Consider the following 24764-nt stretch of genomic DNA (forward strand, 5'->3'; position numbering starts at 1 on the left):
ACGGACGATCAGGTTACCGTCGCCCCGCCATCGACCACCAGCATCTGCCCGGTCATGTAGGCGCCCGCCTTTGAAGCGAGGTACACCGCTGCGCCGGCGATTTCTTCCGGGTCGCCGATCCGCTTCAGCGGCGTGCCTGTGAGGGCGCGTTTCAGCGTTTCCGGATTGTCCCAGAGCGCCTTGGCGAAGTCGGTCTTGATCAGGCCGGGCGCGATGCAGTTGACGCGGATATTGTCGGCACCGAACTCGGCAGCGAGGTTGCGGGCGAGCTGGAAGTCCGCCGCTTTCGAGATGTTGTAGGCGCCGATCACCGGCGAGGCGCGCAGGCCGCCGATGGAGGAGACGATGATGATCGCGCCGTCTTTGCGTTCCTTCATCTGGGGGGCGACCATCTGGATCAGCCAGTGGTTCGAGATGATGTTGTTCTGCAGGATCTTGGTGAAGGCATCATCCGAGATGCCGGCCATCGGGCCGTAATAGGGGTTCGAGGCGGCGTTGCAGACGACGATGTCGATCTTGCCGAAACTCTTGTTGGTCTCGTCCACCATCGCCTGAAGGTCTTCCTTCGAGGAGATGTTGGCGGGGATGGCGATGGCGGTGCCGTCGCCGTGCTTCTTGTTGATTTCGGCGGCGACTTCCTCGCACGGGCCCGGCTTGCGCGAGGAGATCACCACGCGGGCGCCCTGGTCGGCCATTGCCTCGGCAATCGCCCGGCCGATGCCGCGGGACGAACCGGTGATGATGGCGGTTTTTCCGGTCAGGTCGAACAGGCTCATGGGGTCCTCCTTAGGTTTCTGTCTGTCGCGCGTGACCCTAGGGGAGGCCGAATGGGGCGGCTAGGGGTGCCGTCAGGTGAATTCGCCGCGCCGGGGCGGGGCAGGCAGGAGAATTTTTCGCCTGCGGCAAGGTCGCCTCTTCGATCCGGCTCAGAACCGGACTATCGTGCCAAGCATGTGGGGAACTCCTGCCATCTTCCTCGGTCGCCTGCTTGTCCTGCTGGCGCTGATGACCCAGGCCTTAATGCCTGGGGCGATGGCGGCTGCGTCCTCACGTCCGGGCGATTTGCCTGCCGTGCTCTGCGCCATGCCGGATGGCATGGGCGGCGCTGCCACCGGCACCGGCTCTGAACTCGCCCGCCTCATCGCTGAAAAATCGAAATCCGGCCAGACCGGCGAGACGCATGACTGCCCGGCCTGCACGCTGTCCCAAACCGCTGCACTGCCTCAGCCTGTCGTCCTGACAGAGCCTCTCTCGACCGCTGCCGCCCAAACGGCACCGCTCTACGAGGTTCGCTTCGCGCAAGTCCCGCGCGGGCCTCCGGTCGGTTCGCGCGCACCGCCCCCTTCTACGGCTCTCTGACAGAGCGGCTGTCCGGCGACGGACGGCCAGACCCCGGCTCAGCCCGGACCCAATGCCGTATGAAGACCCAAGCTTATGAAACCCTCTCTCCTCACGGGCTCCGCGTTGAGCCTTTCCGCCCTCAGCCTGTCGCTGGGGCTCGCCCTGCCTGCCACCGCACAGGAAGATGCCGGCGAAGATAAAGTCCGCATCGAAGAAACCATCATTGTCACTTCCACCGCGCTGCGCAGCGAAGCCGAGCAGCAAGTGGCCAAGACTGCCGGCGGCGCCGATGTGGTCAATCACGAAGAGTATGCCGACCGTTTCCTCGTCTCGATGCGCGACACGCTCGCCTTCTCGCCGGGCGTCTACACCCAGCCGCGCTATGGCCAGGAAGTGCGCATCTCCATCCGCGGCTCCGGCATCAGCCGGGGCTTCCACATGCGCGGCCTGATGCTGTTGCAGGACGGCGCGCCGATCAACCTCGCCGATGACAATGGCGACTTCCAGGAACTCGAACCGATCTTCTTCGATCACCTCGAAGTCTATCGCGGCGCCAACGCCCTGCGTTTCGGCTCGGGCACGCTCGGCGGCGCGATCAATGGCGTCACGCCCACAGGCGAAACCGCGCCGGGCATCTATGTGCGCGGCGATGCCGGCAGCTTCAATACATATCGCGGCCTCGTCTCGGCCGGCATCAATGGCGGACGCTGGGATGCATGGGGCGCAGTCAGCGCCGACGCGTCAGATGGAGACCGCGACCATACAAGCCGCGATTCCTATCGTTTCCATGGCAATCTTGGCTATGATCTCACCGACACGATCTCGACGCGCTTCTATCTCAGCCTCAACAACATCAACCAGGAACTGCCGGGCGCGCTGAACATCAACGATGTTCTGAACAATCCCAAGAAAGGCAACTTTATTGGCGATCAGGCACGCGACATCAACTCCATCCGTGTACAGAACCAGACGCGGTTCCAGCTCGGAGAAGGCAATTTTGTGCTTGGTGCGTGGGTGAATTCCAAGGAACTCTATCACCCGATCTTCCAGGTTATCGACAACCAGTCGCTCGATCGCGGCATCTGGGGCCGCTATAACTGGGAGAGTGAAAAGACCGAGTTCACGTTCGGCTTCGATGCCCGCGAGGGCGAGACGGATGCGCACCGATATGTCAACATCAACGGCGCTCGCGGCGCGCAGACTGTTGCGGCCGATCAGAAAGCCTCAACGGCAAATATCTACGCCGAAGGCCGCTACAATGTGACCGACCAGCTGACGCTGATCGCCGGCATCATCGCCGCGCAGGGCGAACGCGAGCAGACGCAGACGCTTCCGGTCGCCGCTTACGGCAAGGCAGACTTTGACGAGATCTCGCCGAAATTCGGCGCGCTCCTTCAGGCAACGCCGGATATCCAGCTCTATGCGAACTACAGCCGCGCGGCGGAGTTCCCGGGCTTCAGTGAAGTGGCGCAGGTCGCGTCTTTCGTGCCTGTAGATGCGCAGACGGCCTGGACGTTCGAAGTGGGCTCGCGCGGCCGCAATGGACGCATTTCGTGGGATGTGTCGCTCTACTCGGCCGACATTGATGGCGAGATGCTGCAATTCACGGTCGGCCCGGATATTCCGGCGACAACCTTCAACGCCGATAAAACCACGCACAAGGGCATCGAAGCCGGTCTCGCCATCGACTTCACCGAAAACCTCACCTGGAACCAGGTCTACCAGTATTCGGACTTCAGCTTTGACGGCGACGCTCAGTATGGCGACAACACGCTACCAGTCATTCCGGAACATGTTTACCGCACCGAACTGCGCTATTCGAAAGGCCGCCTGACACTCGCGCCGAACCTCGAATGGGTCGTCGATGGACCGTGGGCGGACTATAACAACACCACGCGTTCGGATGGCTACGCTCTCCTCGGCATCAATGGCAGCTGGAAGGCCACCGGCAATATCGACTTGTTCTTCGATGCCCGCAATCTCGGCGGCACGAAAGCTGCAGGCGATGTCGGCGCCGTGATCACAGCGAACCCGGCCTCTGTCATTTACTATCCGGTGGAACGCCGCGCCTTCTTCGGCGGCATCCGCGCGAGGTTCTGATCCATGGCCAGCGCCGCACGTTCAACACTTCAACACCGCGTCTGGCGCTGGCATTTCTTTGCCGGGCTGATGGTGATCCCCTTCGCCATCATCCTGGCCATCACGGGTGCGATCTATCTCTTCAAGCCGCAATTAGATGCGGCCATCGAAGCGCGGATCAACGCCAACGCGGCGCCGCTGGCCGGGGAAACCCTGCCGGCGGACGCACTACTCGCCTCAGCGCAGGCGGCCTATCCCGGCAGCTCCCTTGCCAAGATCGTCGTGCAATCCTCGCCGGATGATCCGACCCTCGAGATCGACCTGCGCGGCGCTGATGGACTGCGCACTTATTGGGTCGACCGTACCACTGGCGATGTGCTCCATTCCGTTGCCACGCCCGCCCGTTTCATGAACTTCGTCAAGCGCATCCACGGCACGTTGCTTGCCGGTGACCGCGGCTCGCTCGTCGTCGAAATCATGGCGAGCTGGTTCATCATTCTCATCATCACCGGTATTTATCTCTGGTGGCCGCGCGGCGCTGCATGGTGGCGTGTCTTCGTGCCGGACTTTGCGGCGAATGGCGGCAAGCGCGAAACCTGGCGCAAGGTGCACGGCATGGGCGGCGCCTGGATCGGCGGGCTCATCCTCGCCATTCTCCTGTCCGGCCTTCCCTGGACGCAGGTCTGGGGCGACGGTTTCACCAAGGCGAAATCGCTCGCTGGCCTGAAGGCGCCGGGGCAGGAATGGTTCGTCACGCTCCAGTCCACCGCTCCGCATACGGATCATTCCGATCACGACCATTCCATGCACACCGGCGCAGAACTCTGGGATCAGGGGAAGGGCGCTGCAGAGGTGTCCGTCAAGTCGGCAACTGCCGCCGGCGGTGATCTCCGCCCGCTTACATTGGATGAAGTGTTCCGCGCCGCCCGGCCGGAACAGTATGCGCCCCCGGTGGAAGTGCAGCCGCCGCGCGGCGCAAACGGCGTCTGGACAGTCCGCTCGATGGCTGCCTCACGTCCCGGCCGCGTCACAGTTCATTATGATCGCTGGACCGGCGAAGAAATCTTGCGCATTGCCTTCACCGATCACAATCCGGTGGACCGGTTCGTGGCGCAGGCGGTTGCCTTCCATGAGGGCGCGCTGTTCGGCTGGCTGAACCAGCTGACCGGCGTTGTCGCCGCGCTCGGCGTCATCCTGCTCAGCCTCACCGGCGCAATCATGTGGTGGCGCCGCCGCCCGAAGGGGCGCATCGCCGTGCCGCCGATGCCTGCGGACAAGCGGCTAGCCGCGGGCGTTGTTGTGTTGATCCTCGTGCTCGGCCTGTTCCTGCCGATGGCGGGCCTCACGCTGCTGATCGCGCTGGCTGTCGATACGCTGATCGGTCTTGGCGGACGCCTGCGGAGAAAACCGGCCTAGAGTCCCCACACATCGGCGAGGATGTTTGCCAGCATTTCCGTCCGGCGGCGGACGATTTCCGGCGTCCAGGCATCCTGTTCTTTCAGGTCGCGGGTGAGGGCAAACTCCTCCCCGCCGCCGCCATTGAAGTAGATGTCCTTCTTGGCCCGGTAGTCGAGCCGGTCGGCCTTCTGGTTCACTTTGGTGGTCAGTAGTACGAAATTGCCGATCGTGTCGCACTGCTCGCGACGGCGCGCCGCGTCCGGCCAGGTGTACAGCCAGTGGCTATCCTCCGGAATGGTGCGTGGCAGCACATGCTCCACCGTCGCATCGGACTCGGGCGGAATGGTACGCCCGCCCGCAAGTGCTGCGTTGAGCCGCAACGCAATCGCGCGGCGCTGGCCGAAGGTCGCGAACCTGCCGATCAGCCGCTCGCGCACTTTCTTGGCCTCGTCGCGGGAGATAGCAAACGGGCCATTCTTGGCCATCAGCACACGGTCATTCTTCACCGCTTCGGTGACGCGCGCGAAGCGCCGGCCGCGCTGGTCGCGGTCATGGATCAGCAGCTGGATCACATAGGACAGGCGCTCGAGATTCCTGAAAAACTCTGGCGCGGAAGGGTCTTCAGCGCCGCGTTCGGCCAGGAAATGCAGGGCAGGGGCGCGCCAGTTCTGCTGTTCCAGCGCCCGCATCTGGTGCAGTGAATTGGCAATCGCTTCCGAACTCGGCCCTTCTTCCAGCTGCGCCGTCTCGATCTGGCGATAGGCGCGCACATAGGTCGGCAGGATCTCGTCGAGAAACTTGCGCGCATCTATCTTTGCCAGCGCGCCCTTCTGGAAGGCGGCAACGATATCTCCCTTGGTGGTGCGGTCGAATATGGTGCGGATCTGGCGCAGCAGGTCGTCAAACGCATTGCCGCCCAGCGTTGCTTCATGCTCGGCCCAGCGCTCGGCATATCTGGCTGCTTCGGAAGTCGAGAACTTCGCGCGCTGGAACAGCTCGGTCTTTATGATGTCGTGCGCGCCCGGCTCTTTCCCGCGGGTATTCAGCACAAGGAACACCTTGAAGCCCTGATCCTTGTTGTCCACGACGACACGCACCAGCGCGCAACCCCGCATGGTGATTTCGGCCAGCGCGCGGCGCTGCTCCAGCGTCATGTCCTTCAGTTCGCGGTGGAAGGCGGCGGCATTGGCGCGCATCCGCGCCTGGCTCTCGCTCTCGCCGGGGTCGGCATCGAGATCGAGCGTTGCGCCCGGCTGCTGTATTGTGTCGCGGAAGAAGGCGCCGTCCTGATAATTGAGCGAGATGCGCCAGTTCGCGCCCTCGCCGAGAATCGGCCGCGGCTCGTCCGCAACCAGGGCATGCAGGGCTGCGGCGAGCTCCTTGTCTGTCTCGAGGTCGCGCAGCACGCAGAGCAGGATGGTGAGGGTCGTCAGGCGCTGCTGGCCATCGACAATCTCCAGCACGCCCTGTTCTTCGCCATTCACGAAAACCAGCGCGCCGATGAAGTGGGGAAGCTGCGTCTCCGTGGCCTCACGCAGGTCGCCGAGCAGTTCGAGCGCTTCGGTTTCGCCCCAGGAATAGCTGCGCTGGTAGGGAGGCATCCGCAGCCGTTCGCCCGGCGCAAACACATCTTTCAAGGCGCTTTCTTGCGCCCGTACGCCGAGATGCATGACTATACCCCTTATACAGGCCCTCTCCCTAGCCCTTGCCAAACACGTTCACAACGAGACATGAACGGCTGGCAAGGTAATTCGCGGTTGAGTGTGACGGGAGAGTAACGCAATGCGGCTGGTGCGGTTCACATACTCAGGGGTCGCCGGTTATGGCCGGCTGGAGGGCGACGAGGTCGTGCCTCTCGAAGCCGCGGGGTTGGCGCAGGCTTTCACGGCCAAGCCATCGGCGCCGCCGCTGCGGCTGAAGGATGTGAAACTGGTCGCGCCCGTCGCCCGGCCGGGCAAGATCCTCGGCATCGGCGTCAACTACGCCGAACACGCCGCCGAAAGCGTCAGCTTCGTCAATACCGCGAAGCCGGAGGTACAGAAGTGGTTCAACAAGCAGGCAACCGCAACCAATGGGCCGTATGACCCGGTACACCTTCCGAAAGTCTCACCCCAGCTCGACTATGAAGGCGAACTCGTCGTCGTCATCGGCAAGCACGGCCGGCATGTGCCGCGCGCGCGGGCGATGGAGATTGTCGCGGGCTTCTGCGTGGGCGGGGATTATTCCGTGCGCGACTGGCAGCGGGCCAGCCAGACCATGATCATGGGCAAGGGGTTCGACACCCATGCCGTCTTCGGCCCTGCCATCGTCACGCCTGATGAGGCAGGCGATATCGCCAGTCTCGAGATACGCACCTTCGTCAATGGCGAGCGCCGGCAGACCGGCAGGCCGTCTCAGATGATCCACGATATTCCCGCCCAGATTGAGCACCTGACCGCCGCTTTCACGCTGGAGCCGGGGGATGTGATCTTCACAGGTACGCCCGCGGGTGTCGGGGCCGGGTTCGATCCGCCGAGATGGCTGAAAGCGGGCGACACAGTGCGTGTCGAGATCGACGGCCTTGGCCATATCGAGAATAAAATTGTGGATGAACCGGAGACGATGCGCATCGGCTAGGTGCCTGGCCAGAGGAACGACGGGGCCCATCGCCTTTCGGCGCGGGCCCCCGTCTCCCCCGAGATCGCCCCCGCTCCGGCCAAACTGGCCGCGGACCGGGGGCCACCGATAGGGCTTAAGGGTTTCTTAAGCCTTGGAGCCGGGCGGGGTCCATGCCGGAAGCATTGCGTAGACTGAAGAATTGACCCGCTGTGTCCTTCCGGCAACGGTTCGCGGGCGGGTTGCCTGAGGGGGCAAATCGCGTCACTTCCCAGCAATTCGTTAACCAATTCCGCCTTAATTTTAAGATTGTTGGGAATTTTCCGGGTGCTGGTCTGATGACGTTCTTTTTGTTCCTCCTTTATCTCGCTGCCGGGGCAGGGGTGGGTTATGGCGTCCTGACCTATACCGAGGCCGGACTGCCGGTCGCGGCCGGTGCCGGCGCGATGACCGCTGCATTTCTCGGCATCTTCCACATCGTGTCCGCTGCGGCATCGGCCTCGCGCCGCGCGGTTGAGCGCCTTGAATCCGTTGAGAAAACGGTCACCGATGTCAGCCGCACCGTAAAAGTGCTCGAAGCCCGCACAGACGTTGTCGAGCAGACGGTGAAGCAGGAGCTGACCGAACGCCGCGATGCACTGGTGTCGGAGATGAAGCAGCTTGAAGACACGATCGAAAAGCTGGCTCAGGTCATGACCAAGCGCATTGCCGAAACCAGCGGCACGGTGAACATCACCCCGAAGGAAGACGCGATCCTGCGCGATGTGCGCGATGCGCTGCGCGATGGCCGGGTCGACCTGCACCTGCAGCCCATCGTCTCGCTGCCGCAACGGCGCGTGTCCTTCTATGAGGGTTTCACGCGGCTCAGGCGCGCGGATGGCTCGCTCATCCTGCCGGCTGACTTCCTGGATGCTGCCCGCCGCTCCGGCCTGATCAGCACCATCGACAACTTCACCCTGTTCCGCAGCGTACAGATCGTCCGCCGCCTGGCCGAGCGCGACCGCCGCGTCGGGGTGTTCTGCAACATCGCCTCGGCCTCGCTGGAAGATCCCAGCCTGTTCCCGCTGGTACTGGAATTCATGACCGAGAACCGCGACCTCTCGGGCTCCGTCATCCTCGAACTTCGTGCGGACCGTTTCGAAGCCCGCTCGCCGGTGATGCGCGCCAATATGGAAAAGCTCACCGCGCTCGGCTTCCGCTTCTCCATCGACCACGCGCCCGGCCTCGCGTTCGACCTGCCGCGCCTGCAATCGGCCTGTGTCCGCTTCGTCAAGATGAATGGTAGCCAGCTGATCGAACAGCTGCGCGACCCGCAGGGCGAGCGTCCGGCCTCCAACATCAACCGCCGGATCGAAGGCAATGAGGTCAGCGCGGTGATGTCGCGTTATGGCATCACGCTGATCGCGGAGAAGATAGAGGATGAGGCCAGCGTCCTCGAAATCCTCGAATACGAGATCCCGTACGGACAGGGGCACGTCTTTGGCGCCCCGCGCCCTATAAAGGCCTCCCTGATGGAGGACACCGCCCCTCCTAAGGCCCTCATCGACCGCCTCTCGAATCTCGGCTGATCAGGATCAGGGCTTGAATCCGCCGGAATTTGCAGGACAGTGACTTCAGGATCGGGAGACCCGCGATGCGCCCACTGAAGTTTCTGCCGCTTGTTGTGACCGCCGCCCTCGGCGCCTGCGTGATTGCACCATCGACGACCGAGCTGGTTCCGGCCCAGGTCCAGGTCGAAACCGTGGTCACCGATGCCCGCCTCGCCTTCATCGGCATCACCGGCGTCCTGCCGGAAGAGGGCGGGGAGGGCCTGCCGCCCGCGCTGCTCGACGCGCTGATGGAGAACACCCCCGTCCGGCTCGACCTGACCATCAACCCGCCGCTGGAAGTCACGGCTAAAGGCGAGGACGGCTTTTTCCATCCGCTCACCGAGTGCGCCTTCGGCCCGGTCGAGGCCGGCGAGATATCAGTGCCGACCGGCTCTAATCACATGCTGCTGGATGTCCGCCTCGGCGCGCGCGAAACGTTCGCAGCCAACCTTCTGAGCTGCGAATATGCCCCGGCCGTCGCCTCGGAAGAAAACCCCGGCACTGTCGTGCGCGTGCGCGGCTGTTTCCTGCCGCAGCCGGTATCGATCCCGACCGCCGTGCAATGGGTGCTCAGCCCGCTGCCGGCCTCCGCCTGCGGCATTGGCGATTGACCCCGGACCCGGCCCGGCCTACCTCGCCCCGCGCATGACCCGACCCCAGTTTCCCTCCGGCCTCGCCGCGATTGCGGACCGCTATGACACGATCCTCTGCGATGTCTGGGGCGTGATCCACAATGGCCGCCGCGCCTTCACCGAAGCCTGCGACGCACTCGTCGCCTTCCGCAAGCAGGGCGGGCAGGTCTCGCTGATCACCAATGCGCCCGTCCCTGAAAAGCAGGTGGTGCGCTATTTCGAACCCCTCGGCGTGCCAGACGCCGCCTTCGACATCTGCGTTTCCTCGGGTGACGCCACCCGCGCCGAACTCGCCGCGCGCCCGGACATCACCGTCTGGCGCATGGGCGGCGACGAAGGCTGGGAGCATGACCGTTTCCTCTATGAAGGCCTCGGCCACACCTTCATCGACAATGAAAATGCCGATCTCCTGCTCTGCATCGGCCTGCGCGATCAGGTGAACGACCAGCCGGAAGACTACCGCGCCGAACTTGCCGGCGCCGTGCAGCGCGGCATCCCGATGCTCTGCGCCAACCCGGACAAGCAGGTCCGCGTCGGCGGCAAGCTCTACTGGTGCGCCGGCGCCCTCGCAGACATCTACGAGGATCTCGGCGGCCAGGTGATCTATCCGGGCAAGCCCTACGCCCCGATCTACCGCCTCGCCATCGAGCGCCTCACCGGCCTGAAACGGGCCCCTCAGCGCATCCTCTGCATCGGTGACAGCCCGGCAACAGACGTGCGTGGCGCCCGGCTGCAGGGGTTCGACAGCCTCTATGTCGGCACGGGCCTGAAGGAGCACGGCGCCAACTTCGAAGCCGAAGTGACAGACCTTCTGGCCGATTACGGCGAGCAGGCCACCTACGCCATGACCGGCCTCAGATGGTGACGCCGAGCCCGGCGGCGTGTAACGGACAAATCAGACACGGAAACAGGACCCCTACGGAATGACCCAGTTCACTGGCTACAAGTATGAAGACCTCCAGATCGGCCAGTCGCACGAGACCGTGCACACGATCACCGAGAACGACATCCAGCGCTTCGCCGAAGTCTCCGGCGACTTCAACCCGCTGCACATGTCCGACGAGTTCGCCGCCGGCACGATCTTCGGCAAGCGCATCGCCCATGGCGCGCTGACCGCCAGCTATATTTCCGGCATCCTCGGCAACGACCTGCCGGGCCCGGGCTCGATCTTCGTCGGCCTCTCCATGCGCTTCAAACGCCCCGTGCACATCGGCGATGTCGTCACCGTGCGCGCCGAAGTCGCCGACAAGCAGGACCGCGGCAACCGCGTCACGCTGAAAGTCGAATGCCTCGTCGAAGGCAAGCGCGTGATCACCGGCGAAGCCGAAGTGGTGGCCCCCAGCCGGGGAAGCTGATGGCGGTCTACGCGGACTTTCGCGGACTTCCCGAAAGCGCACGCGGCGCCTCGATCGCGCTTGGCAATTTTGACGGCCTGCATGCCGGTCACCGCGCCGTGATGGACGCGGCGAAGATTGCCGGACACGGAGCATTTTCCGTTGCCACCTTCGAGCCGCCGCCGCGCGCCTATTTCCGTCCCGGCGATCCGCCGTTCCGCATATTCCGCCCCGAACGGCGCAACGCCGCGATCCTTGCCGCCGGCGCCGCCACCGTGTTCGAGCTGCCCTTCAATGGCGAAATGGCCTCGATGACGGATGAAGGCTTCGTGCGCAGCGTGCTCGTCGAAGGTCTCGGCGTCAGCCACGTTTCCGTTGGCTTCGACTTCCGTTTCGGACGCGGACGCATGGGCCATGCCCAGCGCCTCTCCAGCCTCGGCCGCGCGCTGGGCTTCGGTGTCTCGATTGTCGAGGAAATCACCGGCCACGGCGCCAAGGCCTCCTCCACCGCTATCCGCCAGGCCCTCGTGGCGGGCGAGCCCGAGATCGCCGCCGAAATGCTCGGCAATCCGTGGACGGCCGATGGCATTGTCGAGTCCGGCGAACGCAATGGCCGCAAGCTCGGCTTTCCCACGGCCAACATCCAGCTCGGCGAACTGATCCACCCCAAGCATGGCGTCTATGCCGTCCGTGCACGGATCGAAGGCGAGGACAGCTGGCGCCCCGGCGTCGCCAATTTCGGCCGCACCCCCACCACCGGCCTGCGCGACCCGCTACTCGAAACGCACATCTTCGACTATTCCGCCGACCTCTACGGCAAGCGAATCGAAGTCCAGCTGATCGCCTTCCTGCGCCCGGAACTCAAATTCGCCAGCCTCGACCTGATGGTCGAGCAGATGCACAAGGACGCCGCTGAGGCGCGGGAAATCCTGGCAACGCCAGGCTGACAGGCGATTTTTTCTCTCCGAGAATGTTGGACTGAGCTTTTCACCAGGTCAGAATGGGCGCAGCATTACAGCCTGGAGACATTTGGGAGGTCACCATGCTAAAGGTTATCAGCACTCTCGCCATTCTCGCCGCTTTTGGGCTGCCCGCAGTGGGACAGGGCAATACGCCGCCCAGCGAAAAAGCGATCATAACATCGGTTACAGTCGAGGATATACAGGCGTTCGTCGTGTCCGAAGGGTATACACTTTCCGAGGCGGGCGCATTCGGTCCGCTTTCCGTAAGGGCGACGACCCCGGAAGGCCTCATCTTCGACATCATCGGGACAGCCTGCGAAACAGAGTATGGCGAGGGCTGCCTCGGTATGTTGATGCAGGTGGGATATTTCGCGGATGACGACGTGACGTATGAGCGGATCAACAACGCCAATCTCATGTGGCAGGCGACATCGACATGGTACGATCCGACCGAGGATGAAGAGGGCCCGACCTTAGGCATTACCCGGTACGTGATTCTTGATCGGGGCGTGACGCTCGACAACATCCGGGAAAACCTGGTCAATATGCTCGCCATTGCCCCACAGGTCGCGGACTATATCTGGCAGGTTGGTGCATATGCGCCGGAAATGGATGTCTCGGATAATCAGGGTTGGTAATGACGCGCCTCAGGGGGCAGGGGTGACAGCGCCCCGCCGGGCGTGATAACGCGTCCACCATGACCCGGCCGATACGCCTCATTGCGATACGAATTAGCGGCCCGGCCGCCGGCTGAACCGATTGTTCAGCGGTGGCCGGGTAAGCCATACTGGCTGATACCTCGATCCCTGATTCTTCCACGGCCCTGCTGAAGCGACGACACTTCCGATGACTGACACCGCCACGACCGAGCGCGACTACCGCGACACCCTCTTCCTGCCGAAAACCGAGTTTCCCATGCGCGCCGGCCTGCCCAAGGCCGAGCCGGAATGGATCAGGCGCTGGGACGCGCTTGGCCTCTACGAAAAGCTGCGCGCCGATGCAAAGGGCCGCCCACCCTTCATCCTGCATGATGGCCCGCCCTACGCCAACGGCCATATCCACCTCGGCACGGCGCTCAACAAGATCATCAAGGACATCATCGTCCGCTCCCACCAGATGCAGGGCTTCGACGCCTCCTACCTGCCGGGCTGGGACTGTCACGGCCTGCCCATCGAATGGAAGGTGGAGGAGGAGTTCCGCGCCAGGAACCGCCCCAAGGACTCAGTGCCCGCCGATGAGTTCCGCGCCGCCTGCCGCGCCTATGCCGAGCATTGGGTGAAGGTGCAGGGCAAGGAATTCCGCGCCCTCGGCATCGAAGGGGAATGGGACAACCCCTACCTCACGATGGCCTTCGAGAGCGAGGCGATGATCGTCTCCGAATTCCTCGACATGGCCATGAAAGGCGGCCTCGTCCGCGGCGCGAAGCCGATCATGTGGAGCCCCGTGGAACGCACCGCGCTGGCTGAGGCGGAGGTGGAGTACCACGACCGCAAGGTGCCGGTAGTGTGGGTGAAGTTTCCGGTCGCCGACGTAACCGGTCGCGATAAGGATGACATTCTTTATTCAAATGTGGTGATCTGGACGACGACGCCTTGGACGATCCCTGCCAATCAGGCGGTGAGTTACAACCCGAACATAACCTACGGATTGTATGACGTCACCGATGTGATGACCGAGGCTGAACTTGGGTTCGCGCCCTACATAAAAGCTGGTGACCGGCTGATTCTTGCTGACAATCTTGCAGAGGGCGCGCTGCAAGCAGCGAAGGCGAAAGCATGGTCTCGTGTCAGAGACGTCAAGCCGGGCGTCGACTTTGAATCTGTCCGCCACCCGCTTCATGGCGCGCCATGGGCAAAGGGATATTGGGGCGCAGACGATAGCGGCTTTGTTGTGCCCATGCTCGCCGGCGATCACGTCACCGATGACGCAGGCACGGGCTTCGTCCACACAGCCCCCGCCCATGGTGAGGATGACTTCGACGTCTGGGTCAACTCCGGGCGCACCACGCAGGAAATCCGCCAGATCGTCGATCCAGATGGACGGTATACGGACGAAGTGCCCGATCCCCTGCGCGGCCTCGAAATCATCGTCACCTCCGGCAAGAAGCGCGGTGAGGCGGGCAAGGCGAACGCGGAGGTGATCCGCCTCCTCGCCGAGTCCGGAAACCTGCTCGCGCGCGGCGTCACCACCATCCGCGATGCCCACTCCTGGCGCTCGAAAGCACCGGTCATCCGCCGCGCCACCCCGCAATGGTTCATCGCGATGGACAAGCCCGTGCACAATGGCAAGACGCTGCGCGAACTCGCCCTGAAGGCCATCGCCGACACCGAATTCTTCCCGCCCACCGGCCGCAACCGCCTGCAGGCAATGGTCGAAGGCCGCCCCGACTGGCTGATCTCGCGCCAGCGCAACTGGGGTGTGCCGATCACCCTGTTCGTCAACGCCAAGGGCGAGCCGCACACCGCCGCGCTGCCAAAGGAACAGGCTGACAAGCTCAACGCCAACATCAAGGCCGCCATCGAGAAAACGGGCGTAGACGGATGGTTCTCCACACCGGACGCAGAATTCTTCACCGGCACGGGCGTCTCGCCCGAAGGCTGGGAGAAGGTCACGGATGTGCTCGACGTCTGGTTCGATTCCGGCACCACCCACGCCTTCGCGCTTCGCAAGCGCGGCATCATCGACGAGAAAACCGGGCAGGCGGACGTCTACATGGAAGGCTCCGACCAGCACCGCGGCTGGTTCCAGTCCTCGCTCCTCGAAAGCTGCGCCACGCGCGGCATGGCGCCCTATAAAAAGGTCGTCACGCACGGCTTCATCGTCGATGCCGAAGGCAAGAAAATGTCGAAATCGCTCGGCAACACGATCGAGCCGCAGCAGGTGCAGAAGGAATACGGAATCGAAATCCTCCGTATCTGGACCGCCTCTGCCGACTATCAGGAAGACCTGCGCATCTCCGACGAGATCATCAAGGGCACGGTCGAAACCTACCGCAAGCTGCGCAACACGCTGCGCTACCTGCTCGGTGCGCTGGATGGTTTCTCTGCGGAGGAATCCCTCAGCCCGGACAAGATGCCCGGCCTCGAACGCTTCATGCTCCACCGCCTCGCCGAACTCGATGCGCAGGTGCGCGCCGCCTATGCGACTTTCGACTTCAAGCGCGTGATGACCCTGCTCATCAATTTCGTGAACGTCGAACTCTCAGCGGTCTATTTCGACATCCGCAAGGACTCGCTCTACTGCGATCCCGCCTTCGCCACCGCTAAGGCATGGGACAGCGAAACCTCCGCCTACGGAGATCGCCGCCGCGCCGCGCGCACAGTCATGGCCGCCGTCTTCGAACGCCTCCTCGGCTGGCTCGCCCCGGTGATGCCCTTCACCACGGATGAAGCCTTCGGCGAAAGCCACCTGAAAGGCACGGCGCCCTCGGTCCACCTCACGCTTTTCCCGCCGACGCCGGAGGCGTGGAAGGATGACGCCCTCGCCGCGCGCTGGGAGAAAATCTTCCATGTCCGCCGCGCCGTCACCGGCGCGCTTGAAGTCGAACGCCGCGAGAAGCGCATCGGTGCCTCGCTCGAAGCCGCGCCGAAAGTCTATGTCGCCGACGCCGCCCTCATCGCCGCCTTCGAAGGCGAAAGCGCCGCCGACATCTTCATCACCTCCGGCGCAGACCTCATCCACGCCGCCACCGGCCCCGCCGGCGCCTTCACGCTGGAAGATGCCCCCGGCATCGCCGTCGTCCCGGAAAAAGCCCCCGGCATCAAATGCCGCCGCAGCTGGAAGTATTTCGACCCGGCCGCCGCGCTGCCCGGCTTCCCGGACATCACGCCGCGCGATGCGCTGGCTGTGATCGCGTGGGACAAGGCCGCGGCCCGCTAAGCGATCTCAGAACCCTCTCCCCTCGGGGAGAGGGGCTTTGACAACCTGCACACAAGCGCTTGATCCCCCCGCCAGCCTCTGCAATCTCAGCCGCATGAAACTGGCGCCCGCCACAACCTGGCCGTTCTTCGTGATTCCCCTGGTCGTTGTGTTCGACCAGGTGACAAAGGCGATGATCCTGGCCGAGCCGCGCCTGAACGGCCTCGCCTGCCTCTCCGATGGCCGCCTCTGCGGCAAGATCGCCGTTCCCGGCCCCGTTGACCTGTCGATGGTCTGGAACCGGGGCATGAGCTACGGACTGCTGCAGTCCGAGGGCATCATGCGCTGGGTGCTTGCCGGCCTGATGGCGGCCATCGCGGCGGGCTTCTTCATCTGGCTCATCCGCGCCCATGGCCGCTGGCTGAAACTCTCGCTGGCGATGGTCGTCGGCGGCGCCATCGGCAACCTGATCGACCGGGTGCGCTTCGGCGCCGTGGTCGATTTCGTCGATGTGAACGAGCTGACCTTTGGCTACTTCCCCTGGGTCTTCAACGTGGCGGATGCCTCGATCACCATCGGCGCCATCCTCCTGTTTACAGACCAGTTCTTACTTTCGCGGCCAAAACAGGCTAACAGCGTGTAATCCGGCCTCTGGCCCTCAAGAAACGGACCTGCTCCTGACCATGAAGCACCCCCTCCTGATCCTCGCCGCTGGCGCTGCTCTTGCCGCCAGTGCGGCCTGCACCTCCTCCGGCAATAACAGCGGCAACACGCCGAACGAGTTCCGCGTCGTCACCAAGGCGCCGCTCAGCGTGCCCCCGGAATACAGCCTGCGCCCGCCGCCGGCCGGCACCACGATCCCCACCGAAGTCGAAGCGGCCCGCACCGGCTCGCCCACCGCGTTCGGCACGGTCATCGGCCAGGATGCCAGCGCTGCCGAGCGCGCACTTGTCGCCGCCGCCGGCGCCAATGCGGCCAATGCCGGCATCCGCGCGCAGGTCGACTATGAAGAGACCAAGACGATCCGCAAATCCGGCAGCGTGGCAGACCGCATCCTCTTCTGGCGCAAGGACAAGCCGGAAGATCTCGCGTCCGCCGCCACCGATAACGCCACCGGCGACCAGCAGGTCACCATCCAGAAAACGCAAGGCGGCCCGCGCATCAAACTGCCCGGCACCTGATCCGACCAACCTGCCCACCATCCCGAGACCGGAGAAAGCCCATGAAACGGAGTCTCGCCGCAGGGCTTCTCGCCCTGTTTGCTGCCAACGCAGTTGCTGAAGAAGCGGCCTGGTCGCCCACCACTTTCTCGCTCAGCAACGGGATGGACGTTGTGGTGATCCCCGATCACCGCGCCCCGGTCGTCACCCACATGGTCTGGTACAAGGTCGGCGCCGCCGATGAGGCGCCCGGCAAGTCCGGCATCGCCCACCTCTTCGAACATGTGATGTTCCAGCAGACCACCAATCTCGCCCCTGGCGAGTTCGACTCCATCGTCAGCCGCTCCGGCGGCCAGAACAATGCCTTCACCAGCTGGGACTACACCGCCTATTTCGAGCGCGTGCACAAGAAAGAACTCGGCACGATGATGGGCCTTGAGGCGGACCGCATGGTCAATCTCGTCATCAACGACGATCCCAAGGGCCCGTTCATCTCCGAACGCGACGTCGTGAAGGAAGAACGCCGCCAGCGCGTCGAGAACAATCCCGGTGTGATCCTGCAGGAAAAAGTGCTCTCCGCGCTCTGGAAGGGCCACCCCTACGAAATTACCGTGATCGGACGAATGGAAGAAGTCGCCGCGCTGACCCCGCAGGACGGCCTCGATTTCTACCGCGAATATTACAGCCCTGAGAACGCCATCCTCGTCGTCGCCGGCGATGTCACGCCGGAAGAGGTACGCACGCTCGCGGAGCAGCATTACGGTGTCATCCAGCCCACCGGCTCGGCGCATTCCGAGCGCAAGTGGCAACCCGTCGCGCCGCTGACCGAAACCCAGCTGATCACGCATGCCGATCCGAAAGTGCGCCAGCCTGTCTGGAGCCGCTACTATCTCGGCGTCTCGCAGCGCCGCCAGCCGGAAGAGGCGCTCGCCCTCGATGTCGGCCTTGAAGTGCTCGGCGGCGGAATGACCAGCCGGCTCTACCAGTCGCTTGTCGAACAGCAGAAGGTCGCCATCTCGGCCAACACCTTCGCCTGGACGACACTGCACGACGAGGGCCCGGCCGTGATGACGGCAACGCCCGCACCCGGCGTCTCGCTCGAAGACCTCGAGGCGGCCTTCACCGCCGAAATCGAAAAGGTTCTCGCCGAAGGCTTCACTGAAGCTGAAGTCCGCCGTGCACGGAACAAACTCGCTGCCGATGCCATCTATGGCCGCGACAGCCAGTCAAACCTTGCCAACACGTTCGGCGCGTGGCTCGCCCTCGGCGGCAGCGTCGAAGACATCCTCTCCTATCCGGATGATGTCCGTGCAGTGACGCCGGAACAGGCGATTGCCGCCGTGCGCGCCGTCTTCGCGCCGGAAAAACACTATATCGAATCCCACCTCCTGACGGCTGAAGGAGACTTCTGATGCGGGCCACCCAACTCCTCCTCGCCGGCGCCGCGCTGACTGCGCTTGCAGGCTGCTCGACCGTATCCGGATGGTTCAAGCCCGAACCTGCCGCCGTTACGGTCGTTGAAACCCCCGCAGAACCCGCCCTCAAGGTTGATGTCCACAAAGGCGAGTTCGCGGAGATCCAGCAATTCGTCACGCCGGGTGGTGTCTCGGTCTGGCTCGTCTCGGAGCCTTCGATCCCGATCCTCGCGGTCAACATGGCCTGGAAGGCGGGCACCGCGACCGATCCTGATGGCCATGAAGGCCTCAGCGAATCCGTCGCCTACAGCATGAATGAAGGCGCGGGCGACCTCGACTCGCTCGGCTTCCAGACGGCGATGGAAGACCTCAACATGAGCTTCGGCTGCAGCGCCGGCAGCGAATGGACCTCCTGCTCGGTCTCCTCGCTGACCGACAACGCCGCCGCCTCGATGGCGCTTGTCGCCACCGCCTTTGCGGAGCCGCGCTTTGATGCGGGCCCGTACGAGCGCTTCCTGCGCGAGAAGGAAGTCTCGCTGAAAACGCGCGAAACCAATCCGGGCTATCTCGCCTGGCGTGCCGGCGCGCAAGCTCTGTACCCGGATCATCCCTTCGCCCGCGAGACCAGCGCCGAAAGCCTCGCCGCGCTGACGCCCGAAAAGGCGAAGGAACGTATGCGCGCGATCATGACGAAAGACCGTCTCGTGGTCACGGCGGTCGGCGCGGTGACGCCGGAAGACCTCGCCCCGCTCATCGATGCGGCAACAGCCAGCCTGCCGGCCACGTCGGACGTGCCGGCAATCACTCCCATTGCCTTGCCGGAGACCGCGCCGCTCGCGGCGCCGAAGGTCGTCACGCTGCCCCAGCCGCAAAGCCTCGTGCGCTTCACCGGCCCCGGCATCGCGCGCTCGGACGCAGATTTCTTCCCGGCCTTCGTGCTGAACTACACGTTCGGCGGCGGCGGTTTCGAAAGCCGGCTGATGCAGACCCTTCGCGTCCAGAAGGGCCTCACCTACGGCATCTCCACTTCGCTCGACCCGAACCCGAGCTTCCTCACCTGGTCCGGCGGCGGCCAGACCAAGAATGAGAGCGCCGGCGAATTCATCGAGAACATCAGGATCGAGATGCAGAAATTCGTCGATGGCGGCGTCACCGAACAGGAACTGGCCGATGCGAAAGCCTACCTGATCGGCTCCTATCCGCTCGGCTTTGATTCGAACGCCAAGATCGCCTCGCAGATGATGACGGTGCGCCAGGAAAATCTCGGCGTCGATTATTTCGACCGCCGCAACGCGCTGATCGAAGCCGTCACCATCGAAGAGGTGAACGCCGCCGCCGCGAAATACCTCGTCCCGGACCGCTTCAACTTCGTTGTCGTCGGCGAGCCGCAGGGGCTGGAATAGTCCTCAGTCCACAGACTTCCTCGGCGTCGACAGTCCCGGCGCCGAGATACTTCCCGCATGGTCACGCCGGAAGGTGAACAGCTCCGCTGGCCGCCCGCCCGTGCCCGTCTCCATCTGACCCGTCCCGGCCACCAGCCCCGCCTTGTCCAGCGCGCGCCTAAAATTCTGCGTGTGCAGTTGCAGGCCCAGGATGCCCTCCACCGAGCGTTGCAGCGCCGTCAGCGTGAAGCGCTCCGGCATCAATTCGAACACAACCGGGCGATACTTGATCTTCCCGCGCAGCCGGTTCAGCCCCGTCGCCAGGATCCGCCGGTGGTCCGAGGCCATCGCCGCGCCGAGGCGCACGCCCGGCTCCGGCAATCCGGCATCGCGCGCGCATTCGGCCACCAGCCCCGTCTCGTAGAGCAGCTCATAGCGCTCCAGCACCCGCTCCTCGATCCAGCGCGCGCCGTCAAAGCCGAACGCGATCCGCGCCCGCTCCAGCCGTTTTTCGTTGCCCGCCGCCCAGGTCTTCAGCCGCGGCACGATCTGCCCGTCGATCATCGCCGGCCGGCGCAGGCGATGATCCTCCCACGGAAAATATTGATACCAGTCCTGCCAGGTCGCCTCGAATGAAGCCTCGGCGGGGCGTGCCTCCGGCGTCAGCGCCAGATAGCCGACCGAGATCACGCGCGCATCCTCCGGCCCGCCCGCCAGCGTCGCGCCCGGTGTCTCGCGGTCCTTGTCGCCGAACGTATAGAGCTGCTCCACATATCCGATCTCGAAGCCCGTCTGCTCACGCACCCATCCGCGAAGGGAAAGGTCAAACGTGCGGTGGTTCACCGGATCGAACGGGCCGAAGGGCAGGGCGTCCTCGCCGCTCGCCCGCCGCGTCACCAGCACGCGCGGCTCGCCGTCTTCCAGCGCCACCATCACTGCCGACAGGCCAATGATCACGGTCATCGCGCTTCCTCCTGCCGGGCGAGAGCCGCCTGAATGTCCATGAACCGGTTGAGGAACATCTCCTGCGCCTCCGTGGGCGGCAGCGGCGCCAGCTTCAGCTTGATGCCTTCCGGAGGTTTGCCGAAGAAGCCATTCGACTCCTCCACCGAAAACCCCGCCAGTTGCACCGCCTCGAACCAGGCGCAGATATTGTCTGCCCGCTTGATCGTCTTCTTCAGGCTCGCCGGCGTGATCGCCTTCAGGCCAAAGCGCACATGCACCGCCTCCTGCAGGCGCGCCTCCACACCCTTGTAGCTCTCCCCGAGGATCGCCTTGAACGGAGAGATCATGTCGCCGATCACATATTCCGGGCTGTCATGCAGCAGCGCCGTAAGCCATTCCTGCGGCCCCAGCCCCGGCTCCAGCTTGCGCACGATGCGCTCCACCAGCACCGAATGCTCGGCCACGGAAAAGGCATGCTCGCCCCGTGTCTGCCCGTTCCAGCGCGCCATGCGCGCCAGGCCGTGCGCAATATCCTCGATCTCGATATCCATCGGTGAAGGGTGCGCCAGGTCGAGCCGCCGGCCCGACAGCATGCGCTGCCAGACGCGTGGGGGCTTAACAGATCGCTTCACGGGCAGGCTCCATCGCGGTCATCTTAAGGGATTGGTAGCACGGGTAAACAAAGCGCGGCGATCCGCTTACAAACTCGCCGCATTAAGAACACCATTCCCCAATGCGCCATTAAGGCCTTTCCCGCATACAGGGCTCACCTGACAAGAGAACTATAAACGGGCCCAAGAGACTTATGACGGACGCGATCCTCAACTACTTCACCGGCCAGGCCTTCGCCATGACGATGCTCGCCTGCGGCACCCTTGTCGTCGTCGTCGAAGCCGTCCGCGCCAGCCGCCGCGCCCTCTGGGGCGACATGTTCACCGAGGATTTCGAGGAGTAGGGGGTTACCCCGCCTTCTCCACAAACACCGTCCCCGCCGAATAGCCTGCGCCGAACGAGCAGATCAGCCCACGTTCGCCCGGCTTGAAATCCGCCGAGTGTTTGTGGAACGCGATGATCGATCCCGCCGAGGATGTGTTCGCGTAAGTGTCCAGCACGGTCGGGCTCTCCGCCTCGCTCGCCTCATGGCCGAGCACCTTGGAGGAAATCAGCCGGTTCATGTTGGCGTTCGCCTGGTGCAGCCACATCCGCTTCAGCTCCGCTGCCGGAATGCCCAGCTCTGCCGAATGCTCGGTGATCATCTCCGCCACCATCGGCACCACTTCCTTGAACACCTTGCGGCCTTCCTGCACGAACAGTTTGTCCGGCGCGCCAATGCCTTCCGGCGCCGCGCGGTTGAGGAAGCCGAAATTGTTGCGGATGTTATTCGAGAACTGCGTCTTCAGTTTCGTGCCCAGGATTTTCCAATGCGCCTTGGGCGCCATCGCCTCGTCCTCCACGAGGATGGCGGTCGCCACATCGCCAAAGATGAAATGGCTGTCGCGGTCCGTGAAGTTCAGGTGTCCCGAGCAGATCTCCGGGTTCACCACCAGCACTGACCGGGCATTCCCGGCACGGATGAAATCCGCTGCCGTCTGGATCCCGAACGTCGCCGAGGAGCACGCCACGTTCATGTCGAACGCAAAGCCCTCGATCCCCAGCGCCTCCTGCACCTCGATCGCCATCGCCGGATAGGCGCGCTGCATGTTCGACGCCGCGCAGATCACCGCATCCACATCCTTCGCATCGCGCCCCGCACGCTTCAGCGCATCGCGCGCCGCATGCACGGCCATCTCCGCCAGAATGGAAATCTGTTCGTTCGGCCGTTCGCCGATACGCGGCGCCATGATATCGGGGTCCAGCACGCCGTCCTTGTCGACCACATAGCGCGCCTTGATGCCGGACGCCTTCTCGATGAACTCCACCGACGACATCGGCTTCGGTTCCGTCATCCCGGACTTGATCTCCGCCTCATTCTCGCGGTTCCAGTTTTCGGCCCAGGCATTGTAGCTGGCGACCAGTTCTTCGTTGGAAATAGAATGGGGCGGGGTCCACAGGCCTGTGGCGGAAATCACGGGGCTCGGCATTTGTCTCTCCGGCGGGGCCCGCCGGCACGCGGCGCCGGGCCCTTCTTGCTATATCTCTGTATCGCAAGGTGTAACGCGCGCCGCCCCGCCAGCACAAGGCCGGGGTTTCAGGCCCGGTTCGGGGGCCTTCAGGGCTTTTTAGGGTCGCCGAACACTTCGTTCAGCCGCGCGCGCTCTTCGGATTCCTGCTGGCGCAGCTCCATCTCATCGACCAGTTTCTGCTGCTTGGCCCGCTCGGTCGCCACCACCGTCTCACGGCACTTCGCGCGCTCGGCCTCGTCAGTGAACTTCGCGCAGGTCTCCAGCGCGGTCGCATCCGCCCGGTCGAGCCAGGTCTGGCACCCTGACAGCGTTACAAGGCCCGCCAGCGCCGCCGCAAGGGCTCCGCCGCGGCTCATCTCGGCGGCTTCCGCTCTTTTTCGCGCTTCACCGACAGCGCCACGTCTGCAACCACATTCTTCATGCACTCATCGCGCTCGGCCTGCGTTTCCTCATTCGCGCAGGCATCCACCGGATTGGCATAATAGGCCGCCGGCTCGCTCGAGGCGCAGGCCGCCGCCACAATCACAGCCGCCCCGGCGGCCAGCATCAGTCGCATCTTCATTTCGGTGTCCTCACGTCCCTGTGTCGGGGACAGCTTACCTCATGATCGTTCACCATGCCAACGGCCTGTGCCCAGGCATACACGATGGTCGGGCCGACGAACTTGAATCCCCGTTTCTTCAGGTCCTTGGACATCGCCTCGGACCAGGGGGTGAAGGTCGGCGCCTCGCGGAAATTGCGCCAGCGATTGATGATCGGCCGGCCGCCGACAAAACTCCAGCAATACTCGGAGAAGTCCTCGCCGCTCTCCATCATGAACAGATAGGCCTGCGCATTGCCGATCACGGCCTCGATCTTCTTCGCGCTGCGGATGATGCCGGGGTTCTTCATCGCCCGGTCAACCCGCTTCGGTGTCCACCGCGCCAGCCGCTCCGGGTCGAACCCGTCAAACTCCTCACGGATCGTCTCGCGCTTGCGCAGGATGGTGATCCAGCTGAGGCCCGCCTGCATCCCGTCCAGCTGCAGCTTCTCCCACAGCGCGCGCGGATCGCGTTCCGGAACGCCCCACTCCATGTCGTGATAGTCCCTGTACAGACGGTCGCTCACTGGCGCCCAGCCGCAATATGGTGTCTCGTCAATCATCGGCCGGGGTCTCCAGGTGCGCCTTCACTTCGGCAATCAGCCAGGGCGCGCCTTCAATCTCCGCCGGCGCGGCGTTCACCGTCACGGCCTCCTTGGCCATGATGGATTTCGCAAACCGGTCCGTGCGGATCAGCGCGAGGCCTTCGCCGCCCGCCGCGCTCGTCACGGTGCCGATCACGCCCGCGCCCGCGCGCACCTCTGCGCCGGCCTCCAGCGCGCCGCCGCGCACGCGCACCGTCCGTTTACGGATCAATCCCTTGCGCTTCATCCGGCTCGCCACTTCCTGCCCGACGAAACAGCCCTTGCGGTAATCCACGCCGTTCATCAGGTCCATGTTGATATCGGTCGGGAACACTTCCGCCGCGCCGTAGTCGCGCCCCCATTCGGGAATGCCCGCCGCAATCGCCAGCGCGTCCCAGCCGGGCAGGACGTCATCCGTTTCCGCCGCCGGCCGGATCATCCGTCTCGGCAGTTTCGGGCTCCGCGGATCGGGCACGCCTTCCAGGCTGATGACCGGGACCAGCGTCTCGTCCCGCACAATTTCCACCGCCGCCCGCAGCCGGAACATCTTCAGCCGCTTCAGCAGGTCGTCGGCGGCATCCTCATGCACATCGATCAGCACGCCGGAACCCAGGTGCAGCGCCAGATAGTCAGCGATCACCTTGCCCTGCGGCGTCAGCAGCGCGCCATAGCGCATCTGCCCCTCTGGCCAGCCGCCCACAGTATGCGTCACTGTGCGCTCCAGCAGCGCCAGCGTGTCCGGGCCTGTCAGGCGAAGGATCGCGCGGTGGGGCAGGCGGTGCATGCG

25 protein-coding genes are annotated in these 24764 nt (G+C 64.1%); 16 read left to right on the forward strand and 9 right to left on the reverse strand.

What is annotated here, in order from left to right:
- Positions 1 to 8: 8 nt before the first annotated feature.
- Complete coding sequence (locus ACK4TE_RS01380) at positions 9 to 776, reverse strand: SDR family oxidoreductase (RefSeq protein ID WP_409909674.1); 768 nt, start codon at positions 774 to 776, stop codon at positions 9 to 11.
- Between the two features lie 175 nt (positions 777 to 951).
- Between ACK4TE_RS01380 and ACK4TE_RS01385 the strand changes: the two genes are divergently transcribed.
- From ACK4TE_RS01385 to ACK4TE_RS01395, 3 genes are all read left to right on the forward strand, one after another.
- Positions 952 to 1359 carry a DUF2946 family protein gene (locus ACK4TE_RS01385; RefSeq protein WP_409909675.1) on the forward strand — a complete coding sequence of 136 codons (408 nt, stop codon included), beginning with the start codon at positions 952 to 954 and terminating at the stop codon, positions 1357 to 1359.
- Positions 1360 to 1434: 75 nt separating this feature from the next.
- The gene (locus ACK4TE_RS01390; RefSeq protein WP_409909676.1) at positions 1435 to 3441 is read left to right on the forward strand and encodes a TonB-dependent receptor family protein; all 2007 of its coding nucleotides are present in this window, start codon (positions 1435 to 1437) and stop codon (positions 3439 to 3441) included.
- Between the two features lie 3 nt (positions 3442 to 3444).
- Positions 3445 to 4836 (forward strand): PepSY-associated TM helix domain-containing protein, encoded by a 1392-nt coding sequence (locus ACK4TE_RS01395; RefSeq protein ID WP_409909677.1) that lies wholly within the window; start codon positions 3445 to 3447, stop codon positions 4834 to 4836.
- Here the strand turns inward: ACK4TE_RS01395 and ACK4TE_RS01400 are convergent.
- The gene (locus ACK4TE_RS01400) at positions 4833 to 6446 is read right to left on the reverse strand and encodes a DUF262 domain-containing protein (RefSeq protein WP_409909728.1); all 1614 of its coding nucleotides are present in this window, start codon (positions 6444 to 6446) and stop codon (positions 4833 to 4835) included. The two genes, ACK4TE_RS01395 and ACK4TE_RS01400, sit on opposite strands and share 4 nt — an antisense overlap.
- Before the next feature lie 154 nt (positions 6447 to 6600).
- On the opposite strand from ACK4TE_RS01400, the gene ACK4TE_RS01405 reads away from it, so the two are divergent.
- The 12 genes from ACK4TE_RS01405 to ACK4TE_RS01460 all read left to right on the forward strand — a co-directional run bounded on the left by ACK4TE_RS01405 (position 6601) and on the right by ACK4TE_RS01460 (position 19766).
- A complete protein-coding gene (locus ACK4TE_RS01405) occupies positions 6601 to 7434 on the forward strand; it encodes a fumarylacetoacetate hydrolase family protein (RefSeq protein WP_409909678.1) in 834 nt (277 codons plus the stop codon).
- A gap of 317 nt (positions 7435 to 7751) precedes the next feature.
- A complete protein-coding gene (locus tag ACK4TE_RS01410) occupies positions 7752 to 8981 on the forward strand; it encodes an EAL domain-containing protein (protein WP_409909679.1) in 1230 nt (409 codons plus the stop codon).
- 65 nt (positions 8982 to 9046) lie between these two features.
- Positions 9047 to 9613: a hypothetical protein gene (locus ACK4TE_RS01415; RefSeq protein ID WP_409909680.1), complete on the forward strand. Its 567-nt coding sequence runs from the start codon at positions 9047 to 9049 to the stop codon at positions 9611 to 9613.
- A gap of 34 nt (positions 9614 to 9647) precedes the next feature.
- Positions 9648 to 10499: a TIGR01459 family HAD-type hydrolase gene (locus ACK4TE_RS01420; RefSeq protein ID WP_409909681.1), complete on the forward strand. Its 852-nt coding sequence runs from the start codon at positions 9648 to 9650 to the stop codon at positions 10497 to 10499.
- Positions 10500 to 10557: 58 nt separating this feature from the next.
- The gene (locus tag ACK4TE_RS01425; protein ID WP_409909682.1) at positions 10558 to 10989 is read left to right on the forward strand and encodes a MaoC family dehydratase; all 432 of its coding nucleotides are present in this window, start codon (positions 10558 to 10560) and stop codon (positions 10987 to 10989) included.
- Positions 10989 to 11915 carry a riboflavin biosynthesis protein RibF gene (gene ribF / locus ACK4TE_RS01430; protein ID WP_409909683.1) on the forward strand — a complete coding sequence of 309 codons (927 nt, stop codon included), beginning with the start codon at positions 10989 to 10991 and terminating at the stop codon, positions 11913 to 11915. The genes ACK4TE_RS01425 and ribF overlap by 1 nt, the downstream gene beginning before the upstream one ends.
- Positions 11916 to 12010: 95 nt before the next feature.
- The gene (locus ACK4TE_RS01435) at positions 12011 to 12568 is read left to right on the forward strand and encodes a YbjN domain-containing protein (RefSeq protein WP_409909684.1); all 558 of its coding nucleotides are present in this window, start codon (positions 12011 to 12013) and stop codon (positions 12566 to 12568) included.
- A gap of 208 nt (positions 12569 to 12776) precedes the next feature.
- The gene (gene ileS, locus ACK4TE_RS01440; protein WP_409909685.1) at positions 12777 to 15809 is read left to right on the forward strand and encodes an isoleucine--tRNA ligase; all 3033 of its coding nucleotides are present in this window, start codon (positions 12777 to 12779) and stop codon (positions 15807 to 15809) included.
- 37 nt (positions 15810 to 15846) lie between these two features.
- Complete coding sequence (gene lspA / locus ACK4TE_RS01445; RefSeq protein ID WP_409909686.1) at positions 15847 to 16431, forward strand: signal peptidase II; 585 nt, start codon at positions 15847 to 15849, stop codon at positions 16429 to 16431.
- Positions 16432 to 16471: 40 nt separating this feature from the next.
- On the forward strand, positions 16472 to 16969 hold the full coding sequence (locus ACK4TE_RS01450) for a DUF3035 domain-containing protein (protein WP_409909687.1): 498 nt from the start codon (positions 16472 to 16474) through the stop codon (positions 16967 to 16969).
- Between the two features lie 41 nt (positions 16970 to 17010).
- The gene (locus ACK4TE_RS01455) at positions 17011 to 18360 is read left to right on the forward strand and encodes a M16 family metallopeptidase (RefSeq protein WP_409909688.1); all 1350 of its coding nucleotides are present in this window, start codon (positions 17011 to 17013) and stop codon (positions 18358 to 18360) included.
- Positions 18360 to 19766, forward strand: coding sequence for a M16 family metallopeptidase (locus ACK4TE_RS01460; protein ID WP_409909689.1), 1407 nt, complete (start codon positions 18360 to 18362; stop codon positions 19764 to 19766). The genes ACK4TE_RS01455 and ACK4TE_RS01460 overlap by 1 nt, the downstream gene beginning before the upstream one ends.
- Before the next feature lie 3 nt (positions 19767 to 19769).
- Here ACK4TE_RS01460 and ACK4TE_RS01465 read toward each other — a convergent pair whose 3' ends face one another.
- Entirely contained in the window at positions 19770 to 20708 is a 939-nt protein-coding gene (locus ACK4TE_RS01465; RefSeq protein WP_409909690.1) for an NUDIX hydrolase, read from the reverse strand.
- Entirely contained in the window at positions 20705 to 21283 is a 579-nt protein-coding gene (locus ACK4TE_RS01470) for a YfbR-like 5'-deoxynucleotidase (protein ID WP_409909729.1), read from the reverse strand. Before ACK4TE_RS01470 ends, ACK4TE_RS01465 begins: the two co-directional genes overlap by 4 nt.
- 212 nt (positions 21284 to 21495) lie before the next feature.
- On the opposite strand from ACK4TE_RS01470, the gene ACK4TE_RS01475 reads away from it, so the two are divergent.
- Positions 21496 to 21645, forward strand: coding sequence for a hypothetical protein (locus ACK4TE_RS01475; protein WP_409909691.1), 150 nt, complete (start codon positions 21496 to 21498; stop codon positions 21643 to 21645).
- Positions 21646 to 21649: 4 nt separating this feature from the next.
- On the opposite strand, the gene ACK4TE_RS01480 is transcribed toward ACK4TE_RS01475, so the two are convergent.
- The 5 genes from ACK4TE_RS01480 to ACK4TE_RS01500 form a co-directional block, all read right to left on the reverse strand.
- Positions 21650 to 22771 (reverse strand): beta-ketoacyl-ACP synthase III, encoded by a 1122-nt coding sequence (locus ACK4TE_RS01480; protein ID WP_409909692.1) that lies wholly within the window; start codon positions 22769 to 22771, stop codon positions 21650 to 21652.
- 128 nt (positions 22772 to 22899) lie between these two features.
- Positions 22900 to 23169 carry a hypothetical protein gene (locus tag ACK4TE_RS01485; RefSeq protein ID WP_409909693.1) on the reverse strand — a complete coding sequence of 90 codons (270 nt, stop codon included), beginning with the start codon at positions 23167 to 23169 and terminating at the stop codon, positions 22900 to 22902.
- Positions 23166 to 23375, reverse strand: coding sequence for a hypothetical protein (locus tag ACK4TE_RS01490; protein ID WP_409909694.1), 210 nt, complete (start codon positions 23373 to 23375; stop codon positions 23166 to 23168). The genes ACK4TE_RS01485 and ACK4TE_RS01490 overlap by 4 nt, the downstream gene beginning before the upstream one ends.
- Positions 23372 to 23956 (reverse strand): DNA-3-methyladenine glycosylase I, encoded by a 585-nt coding sequence (locus ACK4TE_RS01495; protein ID WP_409909695.1) that lies wholly within the window; start codon positions 23954 to 23956, stop codon positions 23372 to 23374. Before ACK4TE_RS01495 ends, ACK4TE_RS01490 begins: the two co-directional genes overlap by 4 nt.
- The gene (locus tag ACK4TE_RS01500; RefSeq protein WP_409909696.1) at positions 23949 to 24761 is read right to left on the reverse strand and encodes a YgfZ/GcvT domain-containing protein; all 813 of its coding nucleotides are present in this window, start codon (positions 24759 to 24761) and stop codon (positions 23949 to 23951) included. The genes ACK4TE_RS01495 and ACK4TE_RS01500 overlap by 8 nt, the downstream gene beginning before the upstream one ends.
- Between the last annotated feature and the right edge of the window lie 3 nt (positions 24762 to 24764).

Source organism: Hyphomonas sp. (assembly GCF_046313975.1).
Classification (GTDB): domain Bacteria; phylum Pseudomonadota; class Alphaproteobacteria; order Caulobacterales; family Hyphomonadaceae; genus Hyphomonas.

Excerpts from the sequence above, each read along its gene's own strand:
- ACK4TE_RS01380 (WP_409909674.1), bottom strand. The coding sequence starts at position 776 with ATGAGCCTGTTCGACCTGACCGGAAAAACCGCCATCATCACCGGTTCG.
- ACK4TE_RS01385 (WP_409909675.1), top strand. The coding sequence starts at position 952 with ATGTGGGGAACTCCTGCCATCTTCCTCGGTCGCCTGCTTGTCCTGCTG.
- ACK4TE_RS01390 (WP_409909676.1), top strand. The coding sequence starts at position 1,435 with ATGAAACCCTCTCTCCTCACGGGCTCCGCGTTGAGCCTTTCCGCCCTC.
- ACK4TE_RS01395 (WP_409909677.1), top strand. The coding sequence starts at position 3,445 with ATGGCCAGCGCCGCACGTTCAACACTTCAACACCGCGTCTGGCGCTGG.
- ACK4TE_RS01405 (WP_409909678.1), top strand. The coding sequence starts at position 6,601 with ATGCGGCTGGTGCGGTTCACATACTCAGGGGTCGCCGGTTATGGCCGG.
- ACK4TE_RS01410 (WP_409909679.1), top strand. The coding sequence starts at position 7,752 with ATGACGTTCTTTTTGTTCCTCCTTTATCTCGCTGCCGGGGCAGGGGTG.
- ACK4TE_RS01415 (WP_409909680.1), top strand. The coding sequence starts at position 9,047 with ATGCGCCCACTGAAGTTTCTGCCGCTTGTTGTGACCGCCGCCCTCGGC.
- ACK4TE_RS01420 (WP_409909681.1), top strand. The coding sequence starts at position 9,648 with ATGACCCGACCCCAGTTTCCCTCCGGCCTCGCCGCGATTGCGGACCGC.
- ACK4TE_RS01425 (WP_409909682.1), top strand. The coding sequence starts at position 10,558 with ATGACCCAGTTCACTGGCTACAAGTATGAAGACCTCCAGATCGGCCAG.
- ribF (WP_409909683.1), top strand. The coding sequence starts at position 10,989 with ATGGCGGTCTACGCGGACTTTCGCGGACTTCCCGAAAGCGCACGCGGC.
- ACK4TE_RS01435 (WP_409909684.1), top strand. The coding sequence starts at position 12,011 with ATGCTAAAGGTTATCAGCACTCTCGCCATTCTCGCCGCTTTTGGGCTG.
- ileS (WP_409909685.1), top strand. The coding sequence starts at position 12,777 with ATGACTGACACCGCCACGACCGAGCGCGACTACCGCGACACCCTCTTC.
- ACK4TE_RS01450 (WP_409909687.1), top strand. The coding sequence starts at position 16,472 with ATGAAGCACCCCCTCCTGATCCTCGCCGCTGGCGCTGCTCTTGCCGCC.
- ACK4TE_RS01455 (WP_409909688.1), top strand. The coding sequence starts at position 17,011 with ATGAAACGGAGTCTCGCCGCAGGGCTTCTCGCCCTGTTTGCTGCCAAC.
- ACK4TE_RS01460 (WP_409909689.1), top strand. The coding sequence starts at position 18,360 with ATGCGGGCCACCCAACTCCTCCTCGCCGGCGCCGCGCTGACTGCGCTT.
- ACK4TE_RS01465 (WP_409909690.1), bottom strand. The coding sequence starts at position 20,708 with ATGACCGTGATCATTGGCCTGTCGGCAGTGATGGTGGCGCTGGAAGAC.
- ACK4TE_RS01470 (WP_409909729.1), bottom strand. The coding sequence starts at position 21,283 with ATGCTGTCGGGCCGGCGGCTCGACCTGGCGCACCCTTCACCGATGGAT.
- ACK4TE_RS01475 (WP_409909691.1), top strand. The coding sequence starts at position 21,496 with ATGACGGACGCGATCCTCAACTACTTCACCGGCCAGGCCTTCGCCATG.
- ACK4TE_RS01480 (WP_409909692.1), bottom strand. The coding sequence starts at position 22,771 with ATGCCGAGCCCCGTGATTTCCGCCACAGGCCTGTGGACCCCGCCCCAT.
- ACK4TE_RS01485 (WP_409909693.1), bottom strand. The coding sequence starts at position 23,169 with ATGAGCCGCGGCGGAGCCCTTGCGGCGGCGCTGGCGGGCCTTGTAACG.
- ACK4TE_RS01490 (WP_409909694.1), bottom strand. The coding sequence starts at position 23,375 with ATGAAGATGCGACTGATGCTGGCCGCCGGGGCGGCTGTGATTGTGGCG.
- ACK4TE_RS01495 (WP_409909695.1), bottom strand. The coding sequence starts at position 23,956 with ATGATTGACGAGACACCATATTGCGGCTGGGCGCCAGTGAGCGACCGT.
- ACK4TE_RS01500 (WP_409909696.1), bottom strand. The coding sequence starts at position 24,761 with ATGCACCGCCTGCCCCACCGCGCGATCCTTCGCCTGACAGGCCCGGAC.